The sequence below is a fragment of the Marinobacter sp. CH_CUG1437-1 genome (genome assembly GCF_037029655.1).
In the GTDB taxonomy this organism is placed as follows: domain Bacteria; phylum Pseudomonadota; class Gammaproteobacteria; order Pseudomonadales; family Oleiphilaceae; genus Marinobacter; species Marinobacter salsuginis.
In genome coordinates this window covers 166,577-190,089 of the sequence record NZ_JAYMEW010000005.1, presented here as the reverse complement: position 1 = coordinate 190,089, position 23,513 = coordinate 166,577, and the positions used below count along the sequence as shown (strand labels likewise).

20 protein-coding genes are annotated in these 23,513 nt (G+C 58.5%); 15 read left to right on the top strand and 5 right to left on the bottom strand.

The window, feature by feature from the left end; genetic code table 11:
- Positions 1 to 116: 116 nt before the first annotated feature.
- The 7 genes from WA411_RS14525 to ung all read left to right on the top strand — a co-directional run bounded on the left by WA411_RS14525 (position 117) and on the right by ung (position 8,988).
- Entirely contained in the window at positions 117 to 848 is a 732-nt protein-coding gene (locus WA411_RS14525; RefSeq protein ID WP_209398746.1) for a DsbC family protein, read from the top strand.
- A 145-nt stretch (positions 849 to 993) separates the two neighbouring features.
- Positions 994 to 2,295, top strand: coding sequence for a homoserine dehydrogenase (locus WA411_RS14520; protein WP_291909979.1), 1,302 nt, complete (start codon positions 994 to 996; stop codon positions 2,293 to 2,295).
- Between the two features lie 11 nt (positions 2,296 to 2,306).
- The gene (thrC, locus tag WA411_RS14515; RefSeq protein WP_069184103.1) at positions 2,307 to 3,707 is read left to right on the top strand and encodes a threonine synthase; all 1,401 of its coding nucleotides are present in this window, start codon (positions 2,307 to 2,309) and stop codon (positions 3,705 to 3,707) included.
- Between the two features lie 6 nt (positions 3,708 to 3,713).
- Positions 3,714 to 5,447: a single-stranded-DNA-specific exonuclease RecJ gene (recJ, locus tag WA411_RS14510; protein WP_291909981.1), complete on the top strand. Its 1,734-nt coding sequence runs from the start codon at positions 3,714 to 3,716 to the stop codon at positions 5,445 to 5,447.
- A gap of 120 nt (positions 5,448 to 5,567) precedes the next feature.
- Positions 5,568 to 6,663 (top strand): peptide chain release factor 2 gene (gene prfB, locus WA411_RS14505; RefSeq protein WP_099045589.1). Its coding sequence is split into 2 segments (ribosomal slippage): positions 5,568 to 5,639 and positions 5,641 to 6,663, totalling 1,095 coding nucleotides; the frame shifts between segments, so codons are not numbered across the junction.
- 51 nt (positions 6,664 to 6,714) lie between these two features.
- On the top strand, positions 6,715 to 8,250 hold the full coding sequence (gene lysS, locus WA411_RS14500; protein ID WP_291909985.1) for a lysine--tRNA ligase: 1,536 nt from the start codon (positions 6,715 to 6,717) through the stop codon (positions 8,248 to 8,250).
- 3 nt (positions 8,251 to 8,253) lie between these two features.
- Complete coding sequence (ung, locus tag WA411_RS14495) at positions 8,254 to 8,988, top strand: uracil-DNA glycosylase (protein WP_136629328.1); 735 nt, start codon at positions 8,254 to 8,256, stop codon at positions 8,986 to 8,988.
- A gap of 154 nt (positions 8,989 to 9,142) precedes the next feature.
- Here ung and WA411_RS14490 read toward each other — a convergent pair whose 3' ends face one another.
- The 5 genes from WA411_RS14490 to nadB all read right to left on the bottom strand — a co-directional run bounded on the left by WA411_RS14490 (position 9,143) and on the right by nadB (position 13,484).
- Positions 9,143 to 9,976, bottom strand: coding sequence for an HDOD domain-containing protein (locus WA411_RS14490; protein ID WP_209398735.1), 834 nt, complete (start codon positions 9,974 to 9,976; stop codon positions 9,143 to 9,145).
- A 125-nt stretch (positions 9,977 to 10,101) separates the two neighbouring features.
- On the bottom strand, positions 10,102 to 11,097 hold the full coding sequence (gene ygfZ, locus WA411_RS14485; protein ID WP_291909989.1) for a CAF17-like 4Fe-4S cluster assembly/insertion protein YgfZ: 996 nt from the start codon (positions 11,095 to 11,097) through the stop codon (positions 10,102 to 10,104).
- A gap of 21 nt (positions 11,098 to 11,118) precedes the next feature.
- A complete protein-coding gene (locus tag WA411_RS14480) occupies positions 11,119 to 11,583 on the bottom strand; it encodes a hypothetical protein (protein WP_291909991.1) in 465 nt (154 codons plus the stop codon).
- Complete coding sequence (locus WA411_RS14475) at positions 11,567 to 11,839, bottom strand: FAD assembly factor SdhE (RefSeq protein WP_291909993.1); 273 nt, start codon at positions 11,837 to 11,839, stop codon at positions 11,567 to 11,569. Before WA411_RS14475 ends, WA411_RS14480 begins: the two co-directional genes overlap by 17 nt.
- A gap of 40 nt (positions 11,840 to 11,879) precedes the next feature.
- On the bottom strand, positions 11,880 to 13,484 hold the full coding sequence (gene nadB, locus WA411_RS14470; protein WP_291909994.1) for an L-aspartate oxidase: 1,605 nt from the start codon (positions 13,482 to 13,484) through the stop codon (positions 11,880 to 11,882).
- A gap of 135 nt (positions 13,485 to 13,619) precedes the next feature.
- Between nadB and rpoE the strand changes: the two genes are divergently transcribed.
- From rpoE to lepB, 8 genes are all read left to right on the top strand, one after another.
- The gene (rpoE, locus tag WA411_RS14465; RefSeq protein WP_291909996.1) at positions 13,620 to 14,306 is read left to right on the top strand and encodes an RNA polymerase sigma factor RpoE; all 687 of its coding nucleotides are present in this window, start codon (positions 13,620 to 13,622) and stop codon (positions 14,304 to 14,306) included.
- 15 nt (positions 14,307 to 14,321) lie between these two features.
- Entirely contained in the window at positions 14,322 to 14,882 is a 561-nt protein-coding gene (locus tag WA411_RS14460; protein WP_291909998.1) for a sigma-E factor negative regulatory protein, read from the top strand.
- Positions 14,883 to 14,902: 20 nt separating this feature from the next.
- Positions 14,903 to 15,922 carry a MucB/RseB C-terminal domain-containing protein gene (locus WA411_RS14455; protein ID WP_227549462.1) on the top strand — a complete coding sequence of 340 codons (1,020 nt, stop codon included), beginning with the start codon at positions 14,903 to 14,905 and terminating at the stop codon, positions 15,920 to 15,922.
- Entirely contained in the window at positions 15,919 to 16,368 is a 450-nt protein-coding gene (locus tag WA411_RS14450; RefSeq protein ID WP_069184115.1) for a SoxR reducing system RseC family protein, read from the top strand. Before WA411_RS14455 ends, WA411_RS14450 begins: the two co-directional genes overlap by 4 nt.
- 135 nt (positions 16,369 to 16,503) lie before the next feature.
- Positions 16,504 to 17,928, top strand: a complete 1,425-nt coding sequence (locus WA411_RS14445) for a DegQ family serine endoprotease (RefSeq protein WP_069184116.1) — start codon at positions 16,504 to 16,506, stop codon at positions 17,926 to 17,928.
- Positions 17,929 to 18,055: 127 nt separating this feature from the next.
- Positions 18,056 to 20,782 (top strand): bifunctional diguanylate cyclase/phosphodiesterase, encoded by a 2,727-nt coding sequence (locus WA411_RS14440; protein ID WP_069184117.1) that lies wholly within the window; start codon positions 18,056 to 18,058, stop codon positions 20,780 to 20,782.
- Positions 20,783 to 20,886: 104 nt separating this feature from the next.
- The gene (lepA, locus tag WA411_RS14435) at positions 20,887 to 22,689 is read left to right on the top strand and encodes a translation elongation factor 4 (RefSeq protein ID WP_069184275.1); all 1,803 of its coding nucleotides are present in this window, start codon (positions 20,887 to 20,889) and stop codon (positions 22,687 to 22,689) included.
- 12 nt (positions 22,690 to 22,701) lie between these two features.
- Entirely contained in the window at positions 22,702 to 23,508 is an 807-nt protein-coding gene (lepB, locus tag WA411_RS14430; protein WP_291910002.1) for a signal peptidase I, read from the top strand.
- The last annotated feature ends 5 nt before the right edge of the window (positions 23,509 to 23,513 follow it).

The following is a 23,513-nucleotide window of genomic DNA, read 5'->3' as shown; positions in this document are numbered from 1 at the left end:
TGCGCTGCCGGAGGTGAACTTTCCTTTTATGAGCTTGTCGCATTGAATTGATTCCCGGCCTGTGCCAATACTGCCCGGGTTCTTTAACTGATCTCTGAAAAAGGTTGTTTGTCAGAATGAATATTAAACATGCGGTCGTGGCGCTTACCTTCAGTTTCGGCTCACTTGGTATGGCGAATGTCAGTGCCGGTGAAGTCGAAGACCGGATTTCCGAGCGCCTGACCCAGGCCGTCCCGGGCCTTCAGGTGATGTCGGTGAAAGAGTCCGAGGCAAAGGGGCTCTATGAGGTTCAGAGCAACAATGGCGACACGATATACGCGACCGAGGATGGCCAGTATCTGATGACGGGGGATCTTCTTAAGATCACCGAGCAGGGCATTGCCAATGTCACCGAGGCAGCTCGCACTGAGGCCCGTCGCGAAATGATGGCGGACTTTGGTGATAAGGGAGTCATCAGCTTCCCCGCCAAGAACGAAAAAGCCGTCGTGAGTGTGTTCACCGACATCGACTGCCCCTACTGCAGGAAGCTGCATGACGAGGTGCCTCAGCTGAACGATTACGGCATTACCGTCAATTACTATGGGTTTCCCCGGTCCGGTCCCAACACTGCGTCTTTCAGGAAGTACGAGTCGGTCTGGTGTGCTGATGATCAGCAGGCTGCCATGAACGCGGCCAAGGCTGGTCAACAGGTGGCCGATGCAAGCTGTGAAAACCCCGTTCGTGAGCAGTTTGAGCTGGGTGGTCGAGTTGGCGTAACCGGTACGCCTGCCATTGTACTGGAAGACGGCAACATGGTGCGGGGCTATGTTCCGGCGCAGCGATTGGCTGAAGGACTGGGCTTGCTCTGACAACCTTCCGGATCCATTGTCCGGGCTGCGTCACAGGGTATTTTCTCTGGATCCGATTCGGGGCTTATTCAGTGGGGCCTGAATCGGTATACTATGCCCGCCTAATATAATTCATCAGCACCCCTTCGGGATCAGAGGTGAGAGTTTGAAAGACGTCAGTGTCGGAATCTGCGGATTGGGAACCGTCGGCGGCGGTACCTTTAATGTCTTGACCCGCAACGCCAGGCTGATTGCCGGCCGGGCCGGGTGCAATATCCGGATCACCCGGATTGCCAGTCGACGGGCCCGCGAGGATATGGACCTCGGGGACGTGCCTTTCAGCACCGACATTTATGAAGTGGTGAACGATCCCGGTGTCGATATCGTGGTCGAGCTGATCGGTGGCTATGACGCCGCGCGGGAGCTGGTACTCGCGGCCATCCGCAATGGCAAGCACGTGGTGACTGCCAACAAGGCCCTGATCGCCGTCCACGGCAATGAAATCTTTGAAGCGGCCGAGAAAGCTGGCGTTGTGGTGGCCTACGAGGCAGGTGTTGCCGGTGGCATTCCGGTCATCAAGGCCGTACGTGAAGGCATGGCGGCGAACCGCATTGACTGGATTGCCGGCATTATCAACGGTACCGGTAACTACATTCTGACGGAAATGCGTGCCGGTCGGGAATTTTCCGAGGTTCTCAAGGAAGCCCAGGACCTGGGTTATGCGGAAGCGGATCCGACCTTTGATGTTGAGGGGATCGACGCCGCCCACAAACTGACCATTCTGGCATCCGCCGGTTTCGGTGTGCCCCTGCAATTCGAGAAGGGCTTTACCGAGGGGATCTCCAAGATTACCCCTTACGATATTGCCCATGCCGAACTATTGGGTTATCGCATCAAGCACCTCGGTATCGCCCGCCGTCGTGATGATGGTATTGAACTTCGGGTTCATCCGACCCTGGTGCCCCAGAGCCATCTGATCGCCCAGGTTGACGGCGTGCTCAATGCAGTCCTGGTAGACGGCGATGCCGTTGGCCAGACCATGTATTACGGCCCTGGCGCCGGTGATGAGGCCACCGCCTCCGCGGTTATCGCGGATATCGTTGATGTCGCCCGTGCCGTAGCAACAGAAAGCAACCTGCGGGTGCCATACCTTGGGTTCTCACCGGAGGCCATGGAAGAGCTGGACGTGCTCTCTATGGAGGACATCCAGTCGGCGTACTACCTGCGAATTACCGCTCTTGATCGTCCGGGTGTGCTGGCCAAGATTGCCTCCATCCTGAGCGAGCACGGCATCAATATCGAGTCGATCATGCAGAAGGAATCCGAACTGAAAGACGGTCGGATTCCGGTGATCATCCTGACCCACACCGTTCAGGAACGGCAGATCAACCGTGCGATTGAAGAGCTGGAAGCCCTGTCCGATACCGACGGCCAGGTTGTCCGCATCCGCGCAGAAAACTTCAACTGACAGGTACGAACGTGAGATACATCAGTACGCGGGGTGAAGCGCCCGCACTGGGTTTTGAAGACGTATTGCTGACGGGCCTTGCCACCGATGGCGGGCTTTACGTTCCCGAATCCCTGCCGCATTTCAGTCTGGAGGAAATCCGTAGCTGGCGTGGGCTCCCATACAGTGAGCTGGCCTTCAAGGTCATGCATCCGTTCGTGGACGACGCCATCCCGGCAGACGACTTCCGCAAGATGCTGGATGAGACCTATTCGGTCTTTGCCCATAAGGCAGTCGCTCCGCTGGTTCAGCTGGATACCAACGAGTGGGTGATGGAGCTTTTCCGCGGCCCGACCCTGGCGTTCAAGGACTTTGCACTGCAGCTGCTCGGCCGCCTGCTGGACTACGTGTTGGAAAAGCGCAAGCAGCACGTGGTGATCATGGGGGCGACTTCCGGTGACACCGGCTCCGCTGCAATCGAAGGTTGCCGCCGGTGCGAGCATGTGGATATTTTCATCCTGCATCCGCACCAGCGCGTATCTGAAGTCCAACGCCGCCAGATGACCACCGTTCAGGGGGACAACATCCACAACATTGCGGTGCGTGGCAACTTCGATGACTGCCAGCGCATGGTAAAAGAAAGTTTTGGCAACCAGTCGTTCCTGGGCGGAAAAACCCAGCTGGCCGCCGTGAACTCCATCAACTGGGCCCGGATCATGGCCCAGATTGTTTACTACTTCCATGCGTCCCTCGCCCTGGGTGGGCCGGATCGCAGCATGGCGTTCTCCGTTCCAACTGGAAACTTCGGGGACATCTTTGCCGGCTATCTGGCGAAGAAGATGGGGCTGCCGATCTCACAGCTGGTGATTGCCACCAACCGCAACGACATCCTGCACCGCTTCATGAGCGGCAACAAATACGAGCAGCATCAGCTCGAGCACACGTTGTCACCCAGCATGGATATCATGGTGTCCAGCAACTTCGAGCGCCTGCTGTTTGATCTGCATGGTCGCGATGGGCTGGCTGTGAAGACCCTGCTGGAAAATGCAGCCAAAGGCCCGGTCAGCATTGAAGATTACCGCTGGAAACACGCCCGGAAGCTGTTCGACAGCGACGCGGTGGACGACAAGACGACCTGTGACACCATCCGCGAGATCTACGAGCAGAACGAGTATCTGCTGGATCCCCACACCGCCATCGGGGTGCGCGCTGCGCGCAATTGCCGCCGAGATCCGGCGGTACCGATGATCACCCTGGGTACTGCGCACCCGGCCAAGTTCCCGGATGCAGTAGCCGAGTCCGGCTTGACTGTGGAGCCGCCTCTGCCAGCTCACATGGCTGACCTGTTCGAACGGGAAGAGCGCTACACGGTGCTGGATAACGACATCTCCGGGGTTCAGGAGTTTATTGCCAAGCACTGGAAAAACGCCTGATCGGGTATGACACCAAAAAAGATCCTGCGTCGCCCCCAGCCGGAGATAGTCCCGGACTGGGGGCAAAACCTGCCTCCGTTGCTTCGCCGTCTCTACGCCGCCCGTGGCGTAACCTCTGATGAGCAGCTGAGTTACACTCTCAGACATCTTGCATCTCCCCTGTCGCTGAGAGGTATCGACCGGGCAGTTGAGCTGCTGTCGGAAGCGATCCAGCAGCAACAGCGGGTTCTGGTGCTCGGCGATTTCGATGCCGATGGCGCCACTAGCACCGCCGTAGCCATGCTTGGCCTTTCAATGCTCGGTTTGCAGAGCATTGATTTTCGGGTGCCCAGCCGTTTTGCCGACGGCTATGGCCTGACGCCAGGCATTATTGAGCGGCTGCGCGATGAGGGTGAGCTTCCCGACCTGATGGTCACCGTTGATAACGGTATATCCGCCGTTGAAGGTGTCAGAGCGGCCAAAGAGCTCGGGGTGAAAGTCGTGGTGACGGATCACCATCTGGCCGGTGATGAGCTCCCGGACGCCGATGCCGTCGTCAATCCCAATCAGCCGGGTTGTCCATTCCTGAGCAAGAACGCCGCCGGTGTTGGTGTCATGTTCTACGTGCTCACGGCACTGCGCAAGCGGCTTCGGGAAAGCAATCAACTCCCGGATCCTGAACCCAATCTGGGGAGCCTCCTGGACCTGGTGGCGCTGGGTACAGTCGCCGATGTCGTACCCCTGGATCATAACAACCGGATTTTCGTAGAGCAGGGCTTGCGCCGGATAAGGCAGGGTGAGGCCCGGCCCGGTATCCTTGCGTTGCTTGAAGTCGCCGGCCGCGATCATACTGCAATCAGTTCTACCGATCTTGGGTTTGTGGTCGGCCCCCGATTGAATGCCGCCGGGCGGCTGGATGATATGAGCATCGGCATTGCCTGCCTTCTCGCCGACAGCCAGGACGAAGCAAGGCGCCTGGCCCGGGAGCTGGATACCTTCAATAGGGAGCGCCGCACCATCGAGAAGGATATGAAAGCCCAGGCTCAGGGTCTGCTTGCTTCCATGTCCCTGGATCTTGAAGGTCTGCCGTGGGGCCTGGCCCTGTTCGATCCCGACTGGCACCAGGGTGTCATCGGCATCCTCGCGGCACGTATTCGAGAGCAGACCCACCGGCCCACCATTGCCTTCGCGCCGGATGACAACGGCGAGGATATCAAGGGCTCCGCCCGGTCGATTCCCGGGCTGCATATCCGTGATGTGCTCGCCGTGGTCGACTCCCGCCATCCCGGTATGCTGAAGAAGTTTGGCGGCCACGCCATGGCCGCCGGCATGACCCTGGCCAAAGCGGATCTGGATGCCTTCTCGGAAGCCTTCGATCGGGCCGTGCGAGACAGCGCCTCCGCCGAAGACCTGGAGGCTGCCATCACAACCGATGGGCCTCTGGCCCTCGAAGAGCTTTCCCTGGACACCGCCGCACTGCTCAAGCGGGCCGGCCCCTGGGGGCAGCATTTCCCGGAGCCGCTGTTCGACGGCGAGTTTCGGGTGGTGGGCCAGAGAATCGTCGGTGAAAACCATCTGAAGCTGGTTCTGCAACCGGTTGAGGGCGGCGGGATCATTGACGGCATTGCCTTCAATACCGGGCCGGAAGTGCCGGATTACACCCGAACCGGTGCCCGGGTGGTGTATAAGCCGGATGCCAATACCTTTCGGGGGCGGACCAATCTTCAGCTTTTGGTCGATTATCTCGAGCCGCTATCCTGATCAAGCCTGCCTCCCGCTTACTCTGAAGTAGCGGTCAACCACGGCTGATTTACGAACTGATTTCCGGTAAACTCCGCCCTCTGTTTTTACTCTCCATTTTCAAGAGCGAGTAAGGGTTTCATGGAAATTAATCCCATTGTGACGAAGATCAAAGAGCTTCGTGAGCGCACTGAAGCGCTCAGGGGGTATCTTTGACTACGATCAGCGTAGTGAGCGACTGATCGAAGTTGAGCGCGAACTGGAGCAGCCAAGCGTCTGGGACGACCCCGAGCGGGCGCAGGCGCTGGGCAAAGAGCGCGCGGATCTTGAGCTGATAGTCAAGACCATCGATAACCTCACCTCCGGCCTGGAAGACGCCGAAGGCCTGCTGGATATTGCCGCAGAAGAAGAGGACGAAGGCACCGTTGCCGAGATCGAGTCCGATCTTGAGGGCCTTGATAAAGAGCTCGAAAAGCTCGAATTCCGCCGCATGTTCTCCGGTGAAATGGACGCCAACAACGCCTACCTCGATATCCAGGCTGGTTCCGGTGGCACCGAAGCCCAGGACTGGGCCAATATGCTGTTGCGTATGTACCTGCGCTGGGCTGAGCGCCGTGGCTTCAAGGCCGAGATTGTCGAGCTGATGGAAGGTGAAGTGGCGGGCATCAAGAGCGCCACCATTCACATCCAGGGCGACTATGCCTATGGCTGGCTGCGTACCGAAACCGGCGTACACCGGCTGGTGCGTAAATCACCGTTTGATTCCGGCAACCGTAGGCATACTTCGTTCTCTTCCGTGTTTGTATCACCGGAAGTAGATGACAGCTTCGAGATCGAGATCAATCCGGCGGATTTGCGGGTGGATGTCTATCGTGCCTCCGGCGCCGGTGGTCAGCACGTTAACCGGACCGAGTCGGCGGTGCGTCTGACCCACAATCCCACCGGTATTGTTGTGGCCTGTCAGGCTGGCCGGAGCCAGCACCAGAACAAGGACCAGGCCATGAAACAGCTGAAGGCCAAGCTGTTTGAGCGCGAGATGCAGGAGCGTAACGCCGAGAAGCAGAAGGCCGAGGACGCCAAGGCCGATATCGGTTGGGGCAGCCAGATCCGTTCCTACGTTCTGGATGACAGCCGTATCAAGGACCTGCGTACCAAGGTTGAAACCAGTAATACCCAGTCGGTGCTGGACGGTGACATTGACAAGTTCATCGAAGCCAGCCTGAAGATGGCGCTGTAACCAGCGCCTTTGCCACGCTAACCCGGACAACCCGATTCCTAGTGAGCCAAAATGACTGATCAAACTCAGAATGCCGCACAGCATGAGGACAACAAGCTGATTGCCGAGCGCCGCGCCAAACTGTCAGAGATGCGCGACCAGGGCAACGCCTTCCCGAACGACTTCCGTCGTGACGCCACCGCCGCCGAACTGCAGGCAAAATACGGCGAGAAAACCAAGGAAGAGCTGGAGTCCCTGGGTATCAAGGTGGCCATTGCCGGCCGCATGATGCTGGATCGCAAGGCATTCAAGGTGGTTCAGGACATGACTGGCCGGATCCAGATCTATGCTTCCAAGGATGTCCAGAAAGACACCAAGCACTGGGATCTGGGGGACATCGTGGGCGTCCGTGGAACCCTTTCCAAGTCAGGCAAGGGCGACCTGTACGTAACCATGGATGAGTACGTGCTGCTCACCAAGTCCCTGCGTCCGTTGCCTGAGAAGCACAAGGGCCTGACGGACACGGAAGCCCGCTACCGTCACCGCTACGTCGATTTGATGGTCAACGAGGACAGTCGCCGGGTGTTCCATGCGCGTTCGAAGATCATCAGCGCCATGCGCCAGTACTTCACCGACCGGGAGTTCATGGAAGTGGAAACCCCGATGCTTCAGGTGATTCCCGGTGGTGCCACCGCGCGGCCCTTCGTGACCCATCACAACGCCCTGGGCATCGACATGTACCTGCGTATTGCCCCGGAATTGTTCCTGAAGCGCCTGGTCGTCGGCGGCTTTGAGCGGGTGTTCGAGATCAACCGGAACTTCCGGAACGAGGGGCTTTCCACCCGTCATAATCCGGAATTCACCATGGTTGAGTTCTACCAGGCCTACGCAGACTACAACGACCTGATGGATCTGACCGAGGACATGCTGCGCACCATCACCGAGAAAGTGCTGGGCACCACCACGGTGGTGAACACCCGCACCCTGGCGGATGGCAGCGAAGAGACCATCGAGTACGACTTCGGCAAGACCTTCGAGCGCCTCACCGTTGTTGATGCCATCCTCCGCTATAACCCGGACATCAAGCCCGAGCAGCTGGCAGATGAGGCCAGCGCCCGCCAGGTCGCCAAAGATCTGGGTATTCACCTCAAGGAAGGCTGGGGTCTGGGTAAGGTGCAGATCGAGATCTTTGAGGCAACGGCGGAGCATCGCCTGATGCAACCGACCTTTATCACCGAGTACCCGAAAGAAGTGTCGCCCCTGGCCCGCTGCAAAGACAGTAACCCGTTCGTCACCGAACGCTTCGAGTTCTTCGTGGGAGGCCGCGAGATTGCCAACGGATTCTCCGAGCTGAACGACGCCGAAGACCAGGCCGAGCGCTTCCAGGCCCAGGTGGCCGAGAAGGATGCCGGTGACGACGAGGCCATGTTCTACGACGAGGACTACGTCATGGCCCTGGAATATGGCCTGCCGCCCACCGCCGGCGAGGGCATCGGTATCGACCGCCTGGCCATGTTGCTGACCAACTCGGCTTCCATCCGCGACGTCATCCTGTTCCCGGCCATGCGCCCAGAACAAAAGCCTGAAAGCCGCAAAGACGAGGAGTGATCCATGAGCCCGGTTGAGGTACTGGCAAGCCAGCTCAGGCCCGACCGGGGCTGGAAAGAACATCTCTCCGAAGAATTCCGCCAGCCCTACATGCAGGGCCTGGCGGAATTCCTGGCTGCCGAGGAGCAAGCCGGCAAAGTCCTGTTCCCCGCCAGCCAACACTGCTTCAACGCACTGAACAGCACGCCGCTGGAAAACGTAAGGGTGGTGATTCTCGGGCAAGACCCCTACCACGGCCCCGGCCAGGCCCACGGCCTGTGCTTCTCCGTGCGCCCGAACGTGGCCATCCCGCCCTCGCTGGTCAACATCTTCAAGGAAATTCAGGACGACCTGGGCATTGCTCCGCCCGATCACGGCTGCCTTCAACCCTGGGCAGAACAGGGCGTATTGCTACTCAACAGCGTCCTCACCGTCGTCCAGGGCCAGGCCGGCGCCCACCAGGGCAAAGGCTGGGAAACCTTCACCGACAAAGTCATCGAAACCATTAACCGTGAACGGGAAGGCGTGGTATTCCTGCTCTGGGGCAGCTACGCCAAAAAGAAAGGCCAGCACATCGACCGCACCAAGCACCTCGTCCTCGATGGCCCCCATCCCTCGCCACTGAGCGCTTACCGGGGCTTCTTCGGTTGCAAACACTTCTCAAAGGCGAACGACTGGTTGCAACGGCAGGGAAAGCCCACCGTTAACTGGGCGTTGCCCAGCAAAGCTGAGTTGATCGAGAGATACAAGAAGAGCTGAAGGTCTGCCCGAAAGTAGTCTTCGGGATGGGGTCAGGCTCCCAGAACCGTGCGGAGCCATGGATGGCGGAGCCGAGCGTACAGGGATGTATTTACAGCGTGTTTTGGGAGCCTGACCCCATCTTGAAGACGGGCGGTCAAACTCCCAGCACAAATTACTGAAGCAGCGCCATGGCTGCTTCCATCTGGGCGTTCAGATCCTCTTCCTCGCTCATGTCGATATTGGGATCCAACCCAAGACGATCAAACGCCGAAATCTTCGTCCAGTCCATTTCGTTCCAGGGATGCTCTGAACCTGCAACCAGCTGCAGATTAGCCACCATGACCAGATCCGCATAGTCCGCAGCGGGAACCTGGCGGCTGAAGTTGGCGTATTCGAGGGGAACGTTCTGCAACTCCTTCGGGAAATCCCACTTCTTGAGGATGGTCGCCCCGATCTTCGGATGCAGCTCATCGACCACATTATCCAACATGATGCTGCTGATCTGGATATCCTGGTCTTCCACATAGCGCAGAATCGGCAGCACGCCGATCAGATGCACCAGGCCTGCAAGGGTGGCCTGGTCCGGCTTGAGCTTGGTGTAGTGTTGCGCCAGAACATGGCAGACACCGGCCACTTCGGTGCTGGTCTGCCAGGTGGCCCGCATGCGCTTGTCGATCATGTCGGAGGTGGCCTGGAACATCTGCTCCATTGCCAGACCCATGGCCAGGTTGCTGGTATAGGCCATGCCGAGGCGGCTTACCGCCATGTTCAGATTCTCGATGGCGCGGCTGCCGCGGAACAGCGGGCTATTGGTCACCCGGATAATGCGGGCGGACAGGGCCGTGTCATTGCTGATGACCTTCACCAGGTCCGCTATTGAAGAATCCTCGGATTGCGCAATGTCTCTGACCTGAAGAGCTACTTCGGGAAGGGTGGGCAGCACCAGCTTGTCATTTTCGATAGCTGCGTTGAGATCGGCTTTGATGGTTTCAACAATATTCGACATGGTCAGTAAAGGTCCGCTTAAAGAGTTCGACGAGTGGCCGGAATGTCCGAGTCACGGTCCGAACAATCAAATATGTGAGCTACTGCATAGCAAAATAGCAAATTCTGGCGCGTTTGCCTGTCAACTTATGTATCTGATTGTGCGCTTTTTTCCCTTTCAGGCACCGAGTAGGGCAGCGGCAGAGGCTCCAGAACTACCTCCGGCAGGCCCTCCGGATGAATGGGGGCGTCGGAGGCATCGTGGCGCACAACGGCGAGCAGTTCCATGCTGCCGTCACGGTATCTGATCGAGTTGACGACTTCTCCCACGGATCGCTCGCCAGCAAACAGAGCGCTTCCGGGGGCGGGCAGCTCTTTCGCCTCTTCCGCACGGAACCGGAACAGGCTTTTTTTTAATTGCCCCAGGAAATGCATGCGGGCAATCACTTCCTGACCCGTGTAGCAGCCCTTTTTGAAATGAACCCCGCCTACATGTTGCCAGTTCAGCATCTGTGGCACGAAGGATTCCTGGGTGGCGGCCGTGAGGGAGGCGACACCCGACGCAATCTCGGATGCCTGCCAGTCTGCCACCGACATCCGGTCGCTGGCGGGTAGTGTTATTTCGCCACCCCGGGTATGCCAGAACTCGAAGCGGGCCGTGCCTTCAGCTGTCGATTGGGTTTTCACAAGGATGCCGTCACGGAGTACGCAAGAGTCACCCGGTTCCCTCAGGCTGCCCATTGCAGTTTCGGCGAGCTTTTCGGCCAGCTCATTGCCCAGAATCCCGACGATGCTGGTTTCCTGGGCCAGCTCCATGGTGGTCCCGCGAAACAGCATCAAGTACTTGCGCAAGTGGCTGATGATGTCGTCAGCGAGCTCGGAGGGAAAGTCCATCAGGATGTCGTCACCGGCCCGGACCATGCGGGTGAGGCAGTAGGCGCGGCCCTTGGGCGTCGCCGCTGCCGCTCGCGGGGAGCGATCCGGGGTTACCTCGTCCAGGTTCTGGCTGAACTGGCCCTGGAGAAACTTGTCGGTGCCCGGGCCGCTGATCCGCACAACCACCCGGTCGTCGAGAACCGCCCAGCCGCTATTGGGTAGGGGGAAGTCTGCAACGGCTGATACAGGAGAGTCTGTGTCGGTCATGGCGTGCTCCAGATTGGTGGATCAGATGGATGGTTGCCCGGATCGGCCCAGTCTGAGCCATACCCGCAGGCGACGAAAATCGTATTTCGAAACGTTACCCGGTCTACCGGATGACGGTGCCAGCAGTATCGTATTGTACGACCGGAATCTGGTGCCAGTCGGACGCAGTTTCAAGAGTGCCAGTCCGGCCCAGACACGACTGGAAGCCGATGGACGGACCTGAACCTGCCGGTTGTCTCCGGTCTTGACGTACAACTCGCCATCCTCGACGACAAGCCCATTGACGGACCCGCCTCCGCGGAGCAAACCGTTGGACCGATACTGCATCGCAGCTAGGCCGAGCGCAATGGGCGCTGCAGTGAGTAGCCATAACTTGCCGGCCAGCGCCGCAATGAAAAGGAACGCCAGCAGCAACAGCCAGGGCAGCACTGCCAGAGCGCCAACCAGCAGGGAGGGGGTGAGCGTCAGCTCAATACGGCTGGACACGCTTGAGGATGATGTCGACCATACGTTGGAGGTCCGGATCTGCCGGGCGGCTGCGCTGCATGAACCACTCGAACATGTCGCTGTCCTCACAGGCGAGCAGTTTCTTGTAGCGGGCCTGATCTTCGGCGTCCAGATCGCGAAAGGCTTCCTCCATGAATGGAATCAGGAGGTTGTCCAGCTCCAGCATCCCGCGACGGCTATGCCACCACAGGCGGTTGAATTCTGCTTTTTCGGACGATGCAGGTGTCTCTGACATAGTGTTTACCATTGAATCGATTGTAACAGTCGGCGTTGGTTCAGGGCGCGAGCGTTCGGTAGGTCGTGGGAACCAGTACGGTATCACGGACCTCGTTGAGTAGTCCCGGATAATCCAGTGTGTAGTGCAACCCCCGACTTTCCCTACGCTGCAGTGCCGAACAGATGATCAGGTCGGAGACGGTGACCAGGTTCCGAAGTTCCAGCAGGTCGTTGGTCACACGGTAATTGCTGTAAAACTCTCCGATCTCTGCGGACAGCAGGTCCACCCTGTGCTTGGCCCGCTGGAGCCGCTTGGTGGTCCGCACAATGCCCACGTAGTCCCACATGAAATGGCGCAGCTCATCCCAGTTATGGGAGATAACAACGTCTTCATCAGAATCCCGTACCTGGCTTTCGTCCCAGTCCGGGGCTTCTGGCGGTGGCGGAATGTCGGCTTCCCGGCGCGTAATATCCGCAGCGGCGGCGCGTCCATACACCAGGCACTCAAGCAGAGAGTTACTGGCCATGCGGTTGGCACCATGGAGTCCGGTGAAGGCGGCCTCGCCAACCACATAGAGCTGATTTACGTCCGTTCTGGCCCGCTCGTCACTCATGACGCCGCCACAGGTATAGTGGGCTGCCGGAACCACGGGAATGGGCTCGCGGGTGATATCAATGCCAAAGCCCAGGCACTTCCCGTAAATGGTGGGGAAGTGGTGTTTGATGAAGTCGGCGGGTTTGTGGCTGATGTCCAGGTACAGATGATCAGCGCCCAGTCGTTTCATCTCATGGTCAATGGCCCGGGCAACGATATCCCTTGGTGCCAGCTCGCCACGCTCGTCAAAGCGATCCATGAACCGGGACCCGTCGGGGAGTTTGAGCAGGCCACCCTCGCCCCTGACCGCTTCCGTGATCAAAAAGGATTTGGCGTGGGGGTGGTACAGGCACGTTGGGTGGAATTGATTGAATTCCATGTTAGCGACGCGACACCCCGCCCGCCACGCCATGGCAATCCCGTCTCCGGAGGCACCGTCCGGATTCGTTGTATAGCGATAGGCCTTGGAGGCACCACCGGTAGCAATCACCGTGAATCGTGCCCGGAACAGCTCCACATGGTTGTCTTCAAGATTCAGGATATAGGCACCGACACATCGGTTTCCCGGCAGCGACAGTTTGCGATTGGTGATCAGGTCGACTGCCACCCTTCCCGACATGAGCTCGATGTTCGGACGCGCCTCTGCCTGGGACGTCAAAGTCGTTGAAACCGCATGGCCGGTGGCATCTGCTGCGTGAATGATGCGCCGGTGGCTGTGCCCACCTTCCCGCGTAAGGTGGTAATGCTCATCGCGGTCCCGGGTAAAATCAACGCCGGAATCGATCAGCCAATCGATGCTCTCCTTGCCGTGCTCCACGGTGAAACGTACGGCGTCTTCGTGGCAAAGGCCAGCGCCAGCATTCAGGGTGTCAGTAATGTGGTTTTCAGTGGAATCCTGATCATCCAGGACCGCAGCGATTCCGCCTTGCGCCCAGAGGGTTGCTCCACTGCTGATCTGCGCCTTGCTCACCACGCAGACTTTCAGATGCTCTGGCAGATTGAGGGCGACGGTGAGGCCGGCAGCGCCGCTGCCGATAATGAGAACATCGTATTCGAAGGACTGTGGCATCGGGTCGTTATCGCAGGCCATAATGTGGACGTGTATTGAACTAAACTTTACGCTTGCTGTCTATTTGGCCTGACAGGGTGAGCCGCCTGCCAGGAGGCTTCAGCCCGTTCCATTAACGGACGCCGGATAGCATCAATGACGCAGCGCAACTTGGTACAGGCCGGACAGCTGGCCATCAAATCAGGGAATCCCGGCAACCAGGTCATGACTCCGGATACAGAGAAACGACAGGGCGATCACCCAGACAGCCAGACAGACCTGCAACTGGTACGCAAGGTGCGTAATGGTGATCGCGCCGCCTTCGATCTTCTGGTGGTCAAATACCAGTCCAGGGTCGCCTCAATCATCAGCCGGTACGTCTACGACAGCCAGGAAGTCATGGATCTGACCCAGGAGACCTTCGTCAAAGCGTTCAGGGCAATTGAGCGTTTCCGGGGCGACAGCGCCTTTTATACGTGGCTCTACCGGATAGCCGTGAACACTGCGAAGAATTATCTGGAGTCCCGGGGGCGGCGCCCGCGGGGTAGTGCCGACTCGGCCGAGGCGGAGAATTTCGATGATGGCTCACGACTCCGGGACACTGCATCACCAGAAAGGCTTTTGCAACGGGAACAGCTCCAGAAAGAACTGAACAGGGCTATCGCCCAGCTTCCCGAGGAGCTGCGCTCTGCCTTTTTGCTCCGGGAATACGATGGCCTGAGTTATGAGGATATCGCAGGCATCCTGGAGTGTCCGATCGGCACTGTCCGCTCACGAATATTCAGGGCCCGGGATGCGGTTGATAGGCATCTTGGACCTTTACTCAATCACTCCGTGACGTAATCGAGGTTGCATCCCATGGATGATCGTCTCAGAGAAACATTGTCCGCCATGATGGACGACGAAGCTGACGAACTGTCGGTACGTCGCCTGCTGTCACACGATAGCCAGGATGACGTACGGGCACAGTGGCAGCGTTGGCAGGACGTGCGGGATCTCATGCATGATGGCCACTCCCCGGCCCATGGAATGGACGTCAGTGTTGCTGTCCGTGAATTGCTTGATGGCCGCGGTCCCGCCACAGCCCGGTCAGAGCCGGTTGTCCAGGACAGCAGAGTGGGTCGATGGCACTGGCCGGCGGCGGCTATGGTTGCGATGGCTCTGCTGGTCGGGTTTGGCGCTGGTGCAGGTTGGGACTCGCCCGGTGCCGGTCCGGTTCAGTCCGTGACTGCGGCCGCACCGGAAACGTCTGTGCAGGAACCACCGGTCAGGGAGATTGCCCTGCAGGGTCTGGATGAGGAACAGTGGGAATACATGAGCCGTTACCTGCTCGAGCATGCGCAGCATAACAGCGTAGGTGCCGGGCGTGGTGCCGTCGGCTATGCCCGCCTGGTCAGCGCCAATGGCGCCGGCTACTGAACCCCGGAGCAAGTGTCGTTATGCCCCATACCTTTATCAAGTTGTCCCGATGCCAGGCGCTGTCAGTGCTTTTGGGCCTTCTGCTTGTGCTTGCCGCGCCGCTTCCGGCTGCGGCAGACGAAGAAGAGGCATCCGCCTGGCTTGAAAAGCTGGGGCCGGCATTGAACATGACCTCCTATCGTGGCGTGTTTGTGTACGCCCGCGGCGAGAGTGTTCACTCCATGCAGATTGCCCATCGCTACCGCGATGGTGTTGTCGAGGAGCGACTGGTTCTGCAGGATGGTGGCAGCGGCGAAATCGTTCGCAAAGGCATGAACGTGGTTTGCGTGCTCCCCGAAACCGGCCGTGTGAAGCTTGATCAGGTGATTCCATCAGGCCCGTTTGCCGAAGCATTCACAAGCCAACTGGTACCGGTGAGCCGCTGGTATCGTGCGGAAATGAAAGGCGAGGACCGGGTCGCCGGCTATGAAGTGGTTTCGGTGGCGCTGAGCGCCAGAGATTCTTACCGCTATAGTCACAGACTCTGGCTGGAGAAATCCACCGGGCTGTTGGTAAAGAGTCACGTCAGGAATGCTGAGGGTGAGGTGCTTGAGCAGTTCCAGTTCACCAGCCTGCACATTGGCGAGGACATTCCCGACACCGAATTTGAAATCCGTACCGAAGGTCGGGAAATTTCCAGAACGCTGGATGAGCCCGCTTCCCCGGCAGCCGTGGGGCAACGTATGAACGGCTGGCGGCTGGGCTGGCGTCCCGACGGTTTTGTGCCCGCCGCCGCACCCCGTTCCGGCAAGGGCCAGGCCGTTGCCTTCTCCGATGGCCTGGCAGCTTTCTCGGTGTTTGTTGAGCCGGCCGGGCCGGTAACCATGCCCACTGGCGCCTCCAAAATTGGCGCCACGACGGTTTACATGCATGAGGTAAAGGAAGGAGAGAGCGCCTTCCTGGTCACCGTCGTGGGCGAACTACCGCCGCAAACAGCCCGTCAGGTTGCTGAGTCGGTACGCATCGAAGATTCATTGGCCCTGGGTGCGGCTGAATCGTGATTACCGAAACCGGCAAGGTTGTCGCGCTCAAGGGCGACCGGGTCTGGGTCCAGACGATTCGAACCAGTGCCTGTCAGAGTTGTGCAGCTCGCAGTGGCTGTGGTCAGAAAGTGCTGGCCGCGGCATCTGGCGGGCGCGCCAACCAGATCCTGGTAATGAACTCGGTCAATGCCAGGGTAGGGGATGAAGTCACCATCGGTATTGACGAGCAAGCCCTGCTGGGCGCTTCTCTTCTGGTCTATGCCCTACCGCTGATCCTGATGGTGGTTGCCAGTGTCCTTGGTCACCAGCTGTCCGGTGGGCACGATGGCGCGGCGATGCTCGCTGCAGTCGCTGGGTTGGCCGTGGGCTTTTTCGCAGGGCGAAAATGGCAGCGGGCCGGTAACCGGGATTATGAGCCCCATCTGGTCCGGGTAAACCGGATTACCTCTGAAAACTGTCCGTAAACCCTACGGTTTTGTAAGTTGAAAATCGATGGGGTGAGCCCCAAATTTACGCCTAGATGTGAGAACAACAGGGGGTACTACATGTCGAGTGCAACAGCAGTTGCCCAACCGCTACGGAATGTTATATCCACAAGGATGCCGGCCATTGTGTTTCTCTTACTGTCCACCGTGCTTCTGGTGGTGTGGAGCCAGGCCAGTGTAGCCCGAAGTTTGCCCGATTTTACCGAGCTGGTTGAAGACAATGCCGGTGCGGTGGTGAACATCAGTACAACCACCGAGCCCCGACGCGGAAATTCCCGCTCTCCTGGCATGCCGTTCGATGAACGCCAGCTCGAACAGCTTCCCGAATTTTTCCAGGATTTCTTTCGCGGCCCCCAGTCTCCATTTGGTGGCGGGCCTGGTAGTTCGCAGCCGCGCCGCTCCATGGGCTCCGGGTTTATCGTATCCTCTGACGGCTACGTACTGACCAACAACCATGTGGTTGAAGGTGCTGATGAGATCATCGTTCGTCTGAACGACCGCCGCGAACTGCCTGCAACCCTGGTTGGAACCGATCCCCGTTCCGATATGGCTGTGCTCAAGATTGAAAACGGCGATGACCTGCCAGTCGTGAAAGTAGGCCAGTCCCGGGATCTGAAAGTTGGTGAATGGGTCTTTGCGATTGGTTCGCCGTTCGGGTTCGACTATACGGTAACTGCCGGAATCGTCAGCGCCCTGGGTCGCTCACTCCCGTCGGAAAACTACGTGCCATTCATCCAGACTGATGTGGCGATTAATCCCGGCAATTCAGGCGGCCCTCTGTTTAACCTGGATGGCGAAGTTGTGGGTATCAACTCCCAGATCTATACCCGATCCGGCGGCTTCATGGGCGTCTCGTTTGCCATCCCCATTGACGATGCAATGAATGTATTCCGCCAACTGCGCGACAAGGGTTCGGTGTCCCGCGGCTGGCTCGGGGTGTTGATTCAGGAGGTCAACCGTGATCTGGCCGAGTCCTTTGGCCTGAAACGTCCCCGCGGCGCGCTGATCGCCGAAGTCATGGCGGACTCACCAGCTCAGAAAGCCGGTCTTCAGGCTGGGGATATTGTTCTCAGCTATGATGGCGATGAGGTTCAGCTTTCTTCTGATTTGCCACCTATGGTGGGCCGCACTCCAGTTGGTGAAACGGCCGAGCTGCAAGTCCTCCGTGGTGGCGAAGAGATCGAACTTCAGGTTGAAATTGGTCGACTCCCCGAGGAGGGAAGTCAGCAGGCTTCAGCGCCGTCCAGCGACAGCAGTGGTCCCGCGTCGGCGCCTCTGGGCATGATGGTTGAGCCGCTTCCTGCGGATATGGCCGACTCCATGGGTGTTGAAGGCGGCGTTGTGGTCAATAATGTTGCCCGAGGTGCTGCGGCTGATGCCGGCATTCGGGCGGGCGATGTGATCACTGAAATTAACCGCAAGAAAGTGAGATCCGTAGAGGAGTTCCGCGAAGCCGTGCGGTCACTGCCCGAGGGCAAGGCGGTATCGGTACGGGTGGTGCGTCAGGGGCGTGCTCTGTACCTGGTGATGAAGCCCTGATATTGCCCGGCTGAACCGGTCTGGCTAATCCAAAAGCCCCCGCAGGTGTCGGAAACGACACCTGCGGGGGCTTTTGTTATACTTGGTCGACCAATAAAAACGAGTGGCCATGGAACGGACCAGCCCCATGATGAACAGACAGGAACTCTCTCTTCGCAAGTTACTCGAATTTCGCAATGCCTGGGTTGCCTGGCTGATTTTTGCAGTTGCCATTGCCGTCACCGTACTGCTCTGGCAGGTTTCCATCAGGCTGGTCGAAGACCGCACGGAAGCCCGCTTTCGCACCCAATCCCTGCAACTGAAATCCGCCATCGAAGAACGCCTGCTGAACTACGAACAGGTGCTGGCTGGTAGTGCCGGTCTGTTTGCAGTGACCGGTGATGTTTCCCGCGATCAGTGGCGCGAATATGTCGACAAGGTGGATATTAACCGTTACTACCCCGGCATTCAGGGTATTGGCTATGTTCGCCGTATCGGTGTCCGCCAGATGGCCGATCACATTGCGTCTGTCCGGGCGGAGGGGGTACACAATTACCTTGTGAATCCGCTGGGCAGTGGCCCTTATTACTATCCCATGGTTTACCTGGAGCCGGGCACTGAACGCAATCGCCGGGCCCTTGGCTACGATGCCTTCAGCGATCCCATCCATCGTCGGGCCATGGAACAGGCACGTGATGAGGCCGTCCCCACCGTGACTGCCAAGGTGGTGTTGGTTCAGGAGGAGCTCGGCGAAGATCAGGCAAGTTTCCTGATGTATTACCCGGTGTACCAGGGCGGGACCGTGCCCGAGATCAGGGCCGAGCGTCGCATGATGCTGGCCGGTTACGTGTTCAGTGCCTTCCGGATGAACAACCTGATCGACGGAATCGTCGGCCTCATTTCGCCATTTCTGGATGTCCGCATCTACGATGCCGGGGTGGTGGACCGGCAGAACCTGATGTATGGCTCCAATCTGGGTTCCCTCGATAACGAATTCAGTTTCCAGATGAGCCAGACAATCAGCCACGGTGGTCGCGATTGGCTGTTGCAGACCCGCTCCACCCCCGCCTTTGATTTTCTGGCATCGGACCCACGCCCCCCAATCGTTCTGGGCAGCGGCCTGGTGATCAGTGCCTTGTTGTTCCTCTTCGTGCTGGCCCTGATCCGGTCACGCCTGATGGCGCAGATCAGTGCCGGTCGGTATCGGGCGATTACCGAGGGCGCCGCCAATGTTACTCTGGTGATGGATCGCGCGGGCAAAGCTCTGTATGCGAGCCCGTCCAGCCTCGATATTCTTGGCTTCGAGCCAGACCAGGTTCAGTCACTGGACTTTGAAGAGCTGGTCCACGGTGATGACTGGCCTCAGCTGAAGAAAGGCTTTGACGATTCCGTGCAGTCGCCGGGCAAACAGATGCCGGTGATTCGGGTTCGTATTCGCGATGCCGAGGGGCAGTGGCGGGATATGGAAGGCACCTTCACCGCCATGTTGTCGGTGCCCGGTGTTAATGGCGTCGTGCTCAGTCTGCGCGATCTGACCCAGCTCAAGGCCGCCCAATCGGAGCTGCACCGGCTGGCCTTCTACGATCCGCTCACTGGTCTGGCGAACCGGCAACTGTTCCGTGACCGACTCAACCATGTGGTCAGCCGCAGCCGCCGAAGCGGTGAGCCGGCCGCACTCATGTTCCTGGACCTGGACGGGTTCAAGCGTATCAACGATACCCTGGGGCATGATTCCGGTGACGAGCTCCTGCGCCAGGTGGCCCAATGGCTGGTGGGGTGTGTTCGCGAGGAGGACTCGGTTGCCCGGCTCGGCGGCGACGAGTTTGTGGTGTTATTGTCCCGCATCAGCGATTCGGACGCCGCCAGCAAGGTGGCAGAGACGATCCTGCGCAGTTTGTGCCAGCGGATCCGGCTGAACGATCACGAAGTCGGGATCACGGTCAGTATTGGCATTACCATGATCCCGCACGACAGCGAGGATGCCGGGACCCTGATGAAATATGCCGACCTGGCCATGTATCGCGCCAAGGAGCTCGGGCGGAATACTTTCCAGTTCTTCACGCCGGCCATGAATATCAAGGCGGCCCGCCGTCTTCTGCAGCAGGAGGAGTTGGCGACGGCCCTGGGCGGCGACCGCTTCGTTCTGCATTACCAGCCGAAGATTGATCTGGCCAGTGAACGGGTCATCGGGGTTGAGGCGTTCCTGCGTTGGCATCACCCTGAGAAGGGCCTGGTCTCTGCCCAGCAGTTCATCGGTCTGGCCGAGGAGACGGGTCTGATTGTGCGCCTCGGTGAGTGGGCCCTGCGGCAGGCCTGTATTCAGGTGCAGGCTCTTGAGCGGGCCGGTTTTGAATCCCTGAAAATGGCGGTGAATCTGTCGGTTCGACAGCTGACCGATTCGGGCTTTCTGGACATGATCCGGCAGGTTATTACGGAAACAGGCGTTTCACCCGAGCGCCTGGAGCTCGAAATGCCGGCGGAACTGCTCAATGAAGATCCGCGAATGCTCCGGGAGTTGCTGGTATCGCTCCATGATCTTGGGGTCTGCCTGATTCTCGACGATTTTGGGACCGGTTCCTGTTCGCTGGTCTCGCTGCAACAGTTGCCGCTCGATGTGATCAAGATCGATCACCGTTTCATTCGGGATATTCCTTACAATGTCAGTGCGACGGACGTCGCATCGGCGGTCATTGCCCTGGCCCGCAAGCTCCATCTCACGGTGGTCGCAGAGGGTGTGGAAACCCCGCAGCAGCTGAGCTTCCTCAAAACCCATGGCTGCGCCCAGTGCCAGGGGAACCTGTTCAGCTATCCGCTGGACGAGGATGCCCTCATTGGTTTCCTGATCCGGCAGTACGAAAGGCCGCTGATTTCCTGATCATGGCAATGGCGGCCGGTAACCGGTAAAATCACGCCGTTCCCGGACCCCGGTAGCGGCCTCTCCGGGCTCAATCCTTCGTCTTAACTGAGTATTCATTGTCTGTGACTGAACTGAGCCGAATCCGTAACTTTTCCATCATCGCCCACATCGACCATGGCAAATCCACGCTGGCAGACCGTTTTATCCAGGTTTGCGGCGGCCTGACCGACCGTGAAATGGCCGAGCAGGTCCTGGATTCCATGGATCTTGAGCGGGAGCGGGGGATTACCATCAAGGCCCAGAGTGTCACTCTGAATTACAAAGCCCGTGACGGTCAGGAATACAAACTGAACTTCATCGACACCCCGGGCCATGTGGATTTTTCTTACGAGGTATCACGCTCGCTCTATGCCTGCGAAGGGGCCCTGCTGGTGGTGGATGCCGGGCAGGGCGTCGAGGCCCAGTCCGTGGCCAACTGCTATACCGCCATTGAGCAGGGGCTGGAAGTGGTGCCGGTTCTGAACAAGATGGATCTGCCCCAGGCCGAGCCGGAGCGGGTAGCGGCGGAGATCGAGGATATCATCGGTATCGAAGCCTCTGATGCGGTCCGCTGCAGCGCCAAAAGCGGCATGGGTGTTGAAGACGTGCTTGAGGATTTGATCAAGAAGATCCCGCCGCCCAAGGGTGACCGGGATGCGCCGCTGCAGGCTCTGATCATCGATTCCTGGTTCGACAACTATCTCGGCGTGGTATCTCTGGTGCGGGTGACCGAGGGTACCCTGAAAAAGGGTGACAAGATCGTTATCAAGTCTACCGGCAAGGCCTGGAACGCCGACAAGGTCGGTATATTCAATCCCAAGCCGAAAGACACTGACGTACTCGAATCCGGTGACGTTGGCTTTGTTGTGGCCGGTATCAAGGATATCCACGGTGCGCCGGTGGGTGACACCATCGTGCATCAGAAGTTTGCCGAACAGACCCCCATGCTTCCCGGGTTCAAGAAGGTCAAACCCCAGGTTTATGCCGGGCTGTTCCCGGTCAGTGCCGATGACTACAACGATTTCCGGGATGCCCTGGAAAAGCTCACCCTGAACGATGCCTCCCTGTTTTTCGAGCCGGAAAACTCCGATGCCCTCGGTTTCGGTTTCCGCTGTGGTTTCCTGGGCATGCTGCACATGGAGATTATCCAGGAGCGGCTGGAGCGGGAATACGACATCGACCTGATTACCACCGCACCAACGGTGATCTATGAGGTGGTTACCAAGCAGGGTGAGACTCTGTCGGTAGACAACCCGTCGCGGCTTCCGGATATTGGTTCCATTGAGGAAATGCGTGAGCCGATTGTGGAAGCGAATATCCTGGTGCCCCAGGAACATATCGGCAACGTCATCGCCCTGTGCGAGGAAAAGCGTGGCGTTCAGAAGAACATGCACTTCATGACCACCCAGGTTCAGCTTACCTATGAGCTGCCCATGGCGGAGGTGGTGATGGACTTCTTCGACCGGATCAAGTCTGCCAGCCGCGGCTTTGCCTCACTGGACTATCACTTTACCCGATTCCAGACCGCCAACCTGGTGCGGCTGGATGTACTGATCAATGGCGAACGAGTTGATGCCCTGGCCTTGATCGTGCACAAAGAACAGGCTCATCACAAAGGTCGGCAGCTGATCGAAAAGATGAAGGAACTGATTCCTCGGCAGATGTTCGATATTGCCATTCAGGCCGCCATCGGCAACCAGGTGGTGTCGCGGGTCACGGTCAAGGCGCTGCGCAAGAACGTAACCGCCAAGTGTTACGGTGGTGACGTCAGCCGGAAGAAGAAACTGCTGCAGAAGCAGAAAGAAGGTAAAAAGCGTATGAAGCAGCTGGGTAATGTCGAGGTGCCTCAGGAAGCGTTTCTTGCCGTATTGAAAGTAGATAAATAAAAGGCTTCCCGGATGGATATTGATTTTCCCCTGGTACTGGTGGTGCTGACCTTTGCGACAGGTCTGATCTGGCTGGCGGACAAGCTGTTTCTTCGTGAGCGCCGGCTTTCTGCCTACCGTGCCAGTGGTGCTTCCGGAGAGGTCGGTGAGGGCTCATCGGAGGAATCGGAGGAGCCGAAAGAGCCCTACCTGGTCGACCTGAGCCGATCGTTTTTTCCGGTACTGGCGATTGTCTTGGTGCTGCGCTCCTTCCTGGTGGAGCCCTTTCAGATTCCATCGGGATCCATGCTGCCGACCCTTGAGGTGGGCGACTTCATTCTGGTGAACAAATACGCCTACGGCCTAAGGCTGCCTGTTGCCGGAACCAAAGTGGTTCCCGTCGGCGATCCCCAGCGCGGCGATGTCATGGTGTTCCGCTATCCGGAAGATGGCCAGACCAACTACATCAAACGAGTGATTGGCCTGCCCGGCGATCATGTTCGCTATCGTGACAAGCAGCTGTACATCAACGGGGAGAAGGTCGAAACCCGATTTATCGCCAGACTCCCGCCGATGGAGCTGCGTCGTGAGGACCTGGGTGAAGTCGAACACGACATTTTCCTGACCATGGGCCGGCCCGGTGGCAGTGGTGAGGGCGAGTGGGTGGTGCCCGAAGGCCATTATTTTGTCATGGGTGACAATCGCGATAACAGTAATGACAGCCGCTACTGGGGCACGGTCCCGGACGAGCTGGTAGTGGGCAAGGCCTTCGCTATCTGGATGCACTGGAAATCCCTAACCAGTCTGCCATCCTTTGATCGTGTAGGCGGAATCGAGTAATTCGG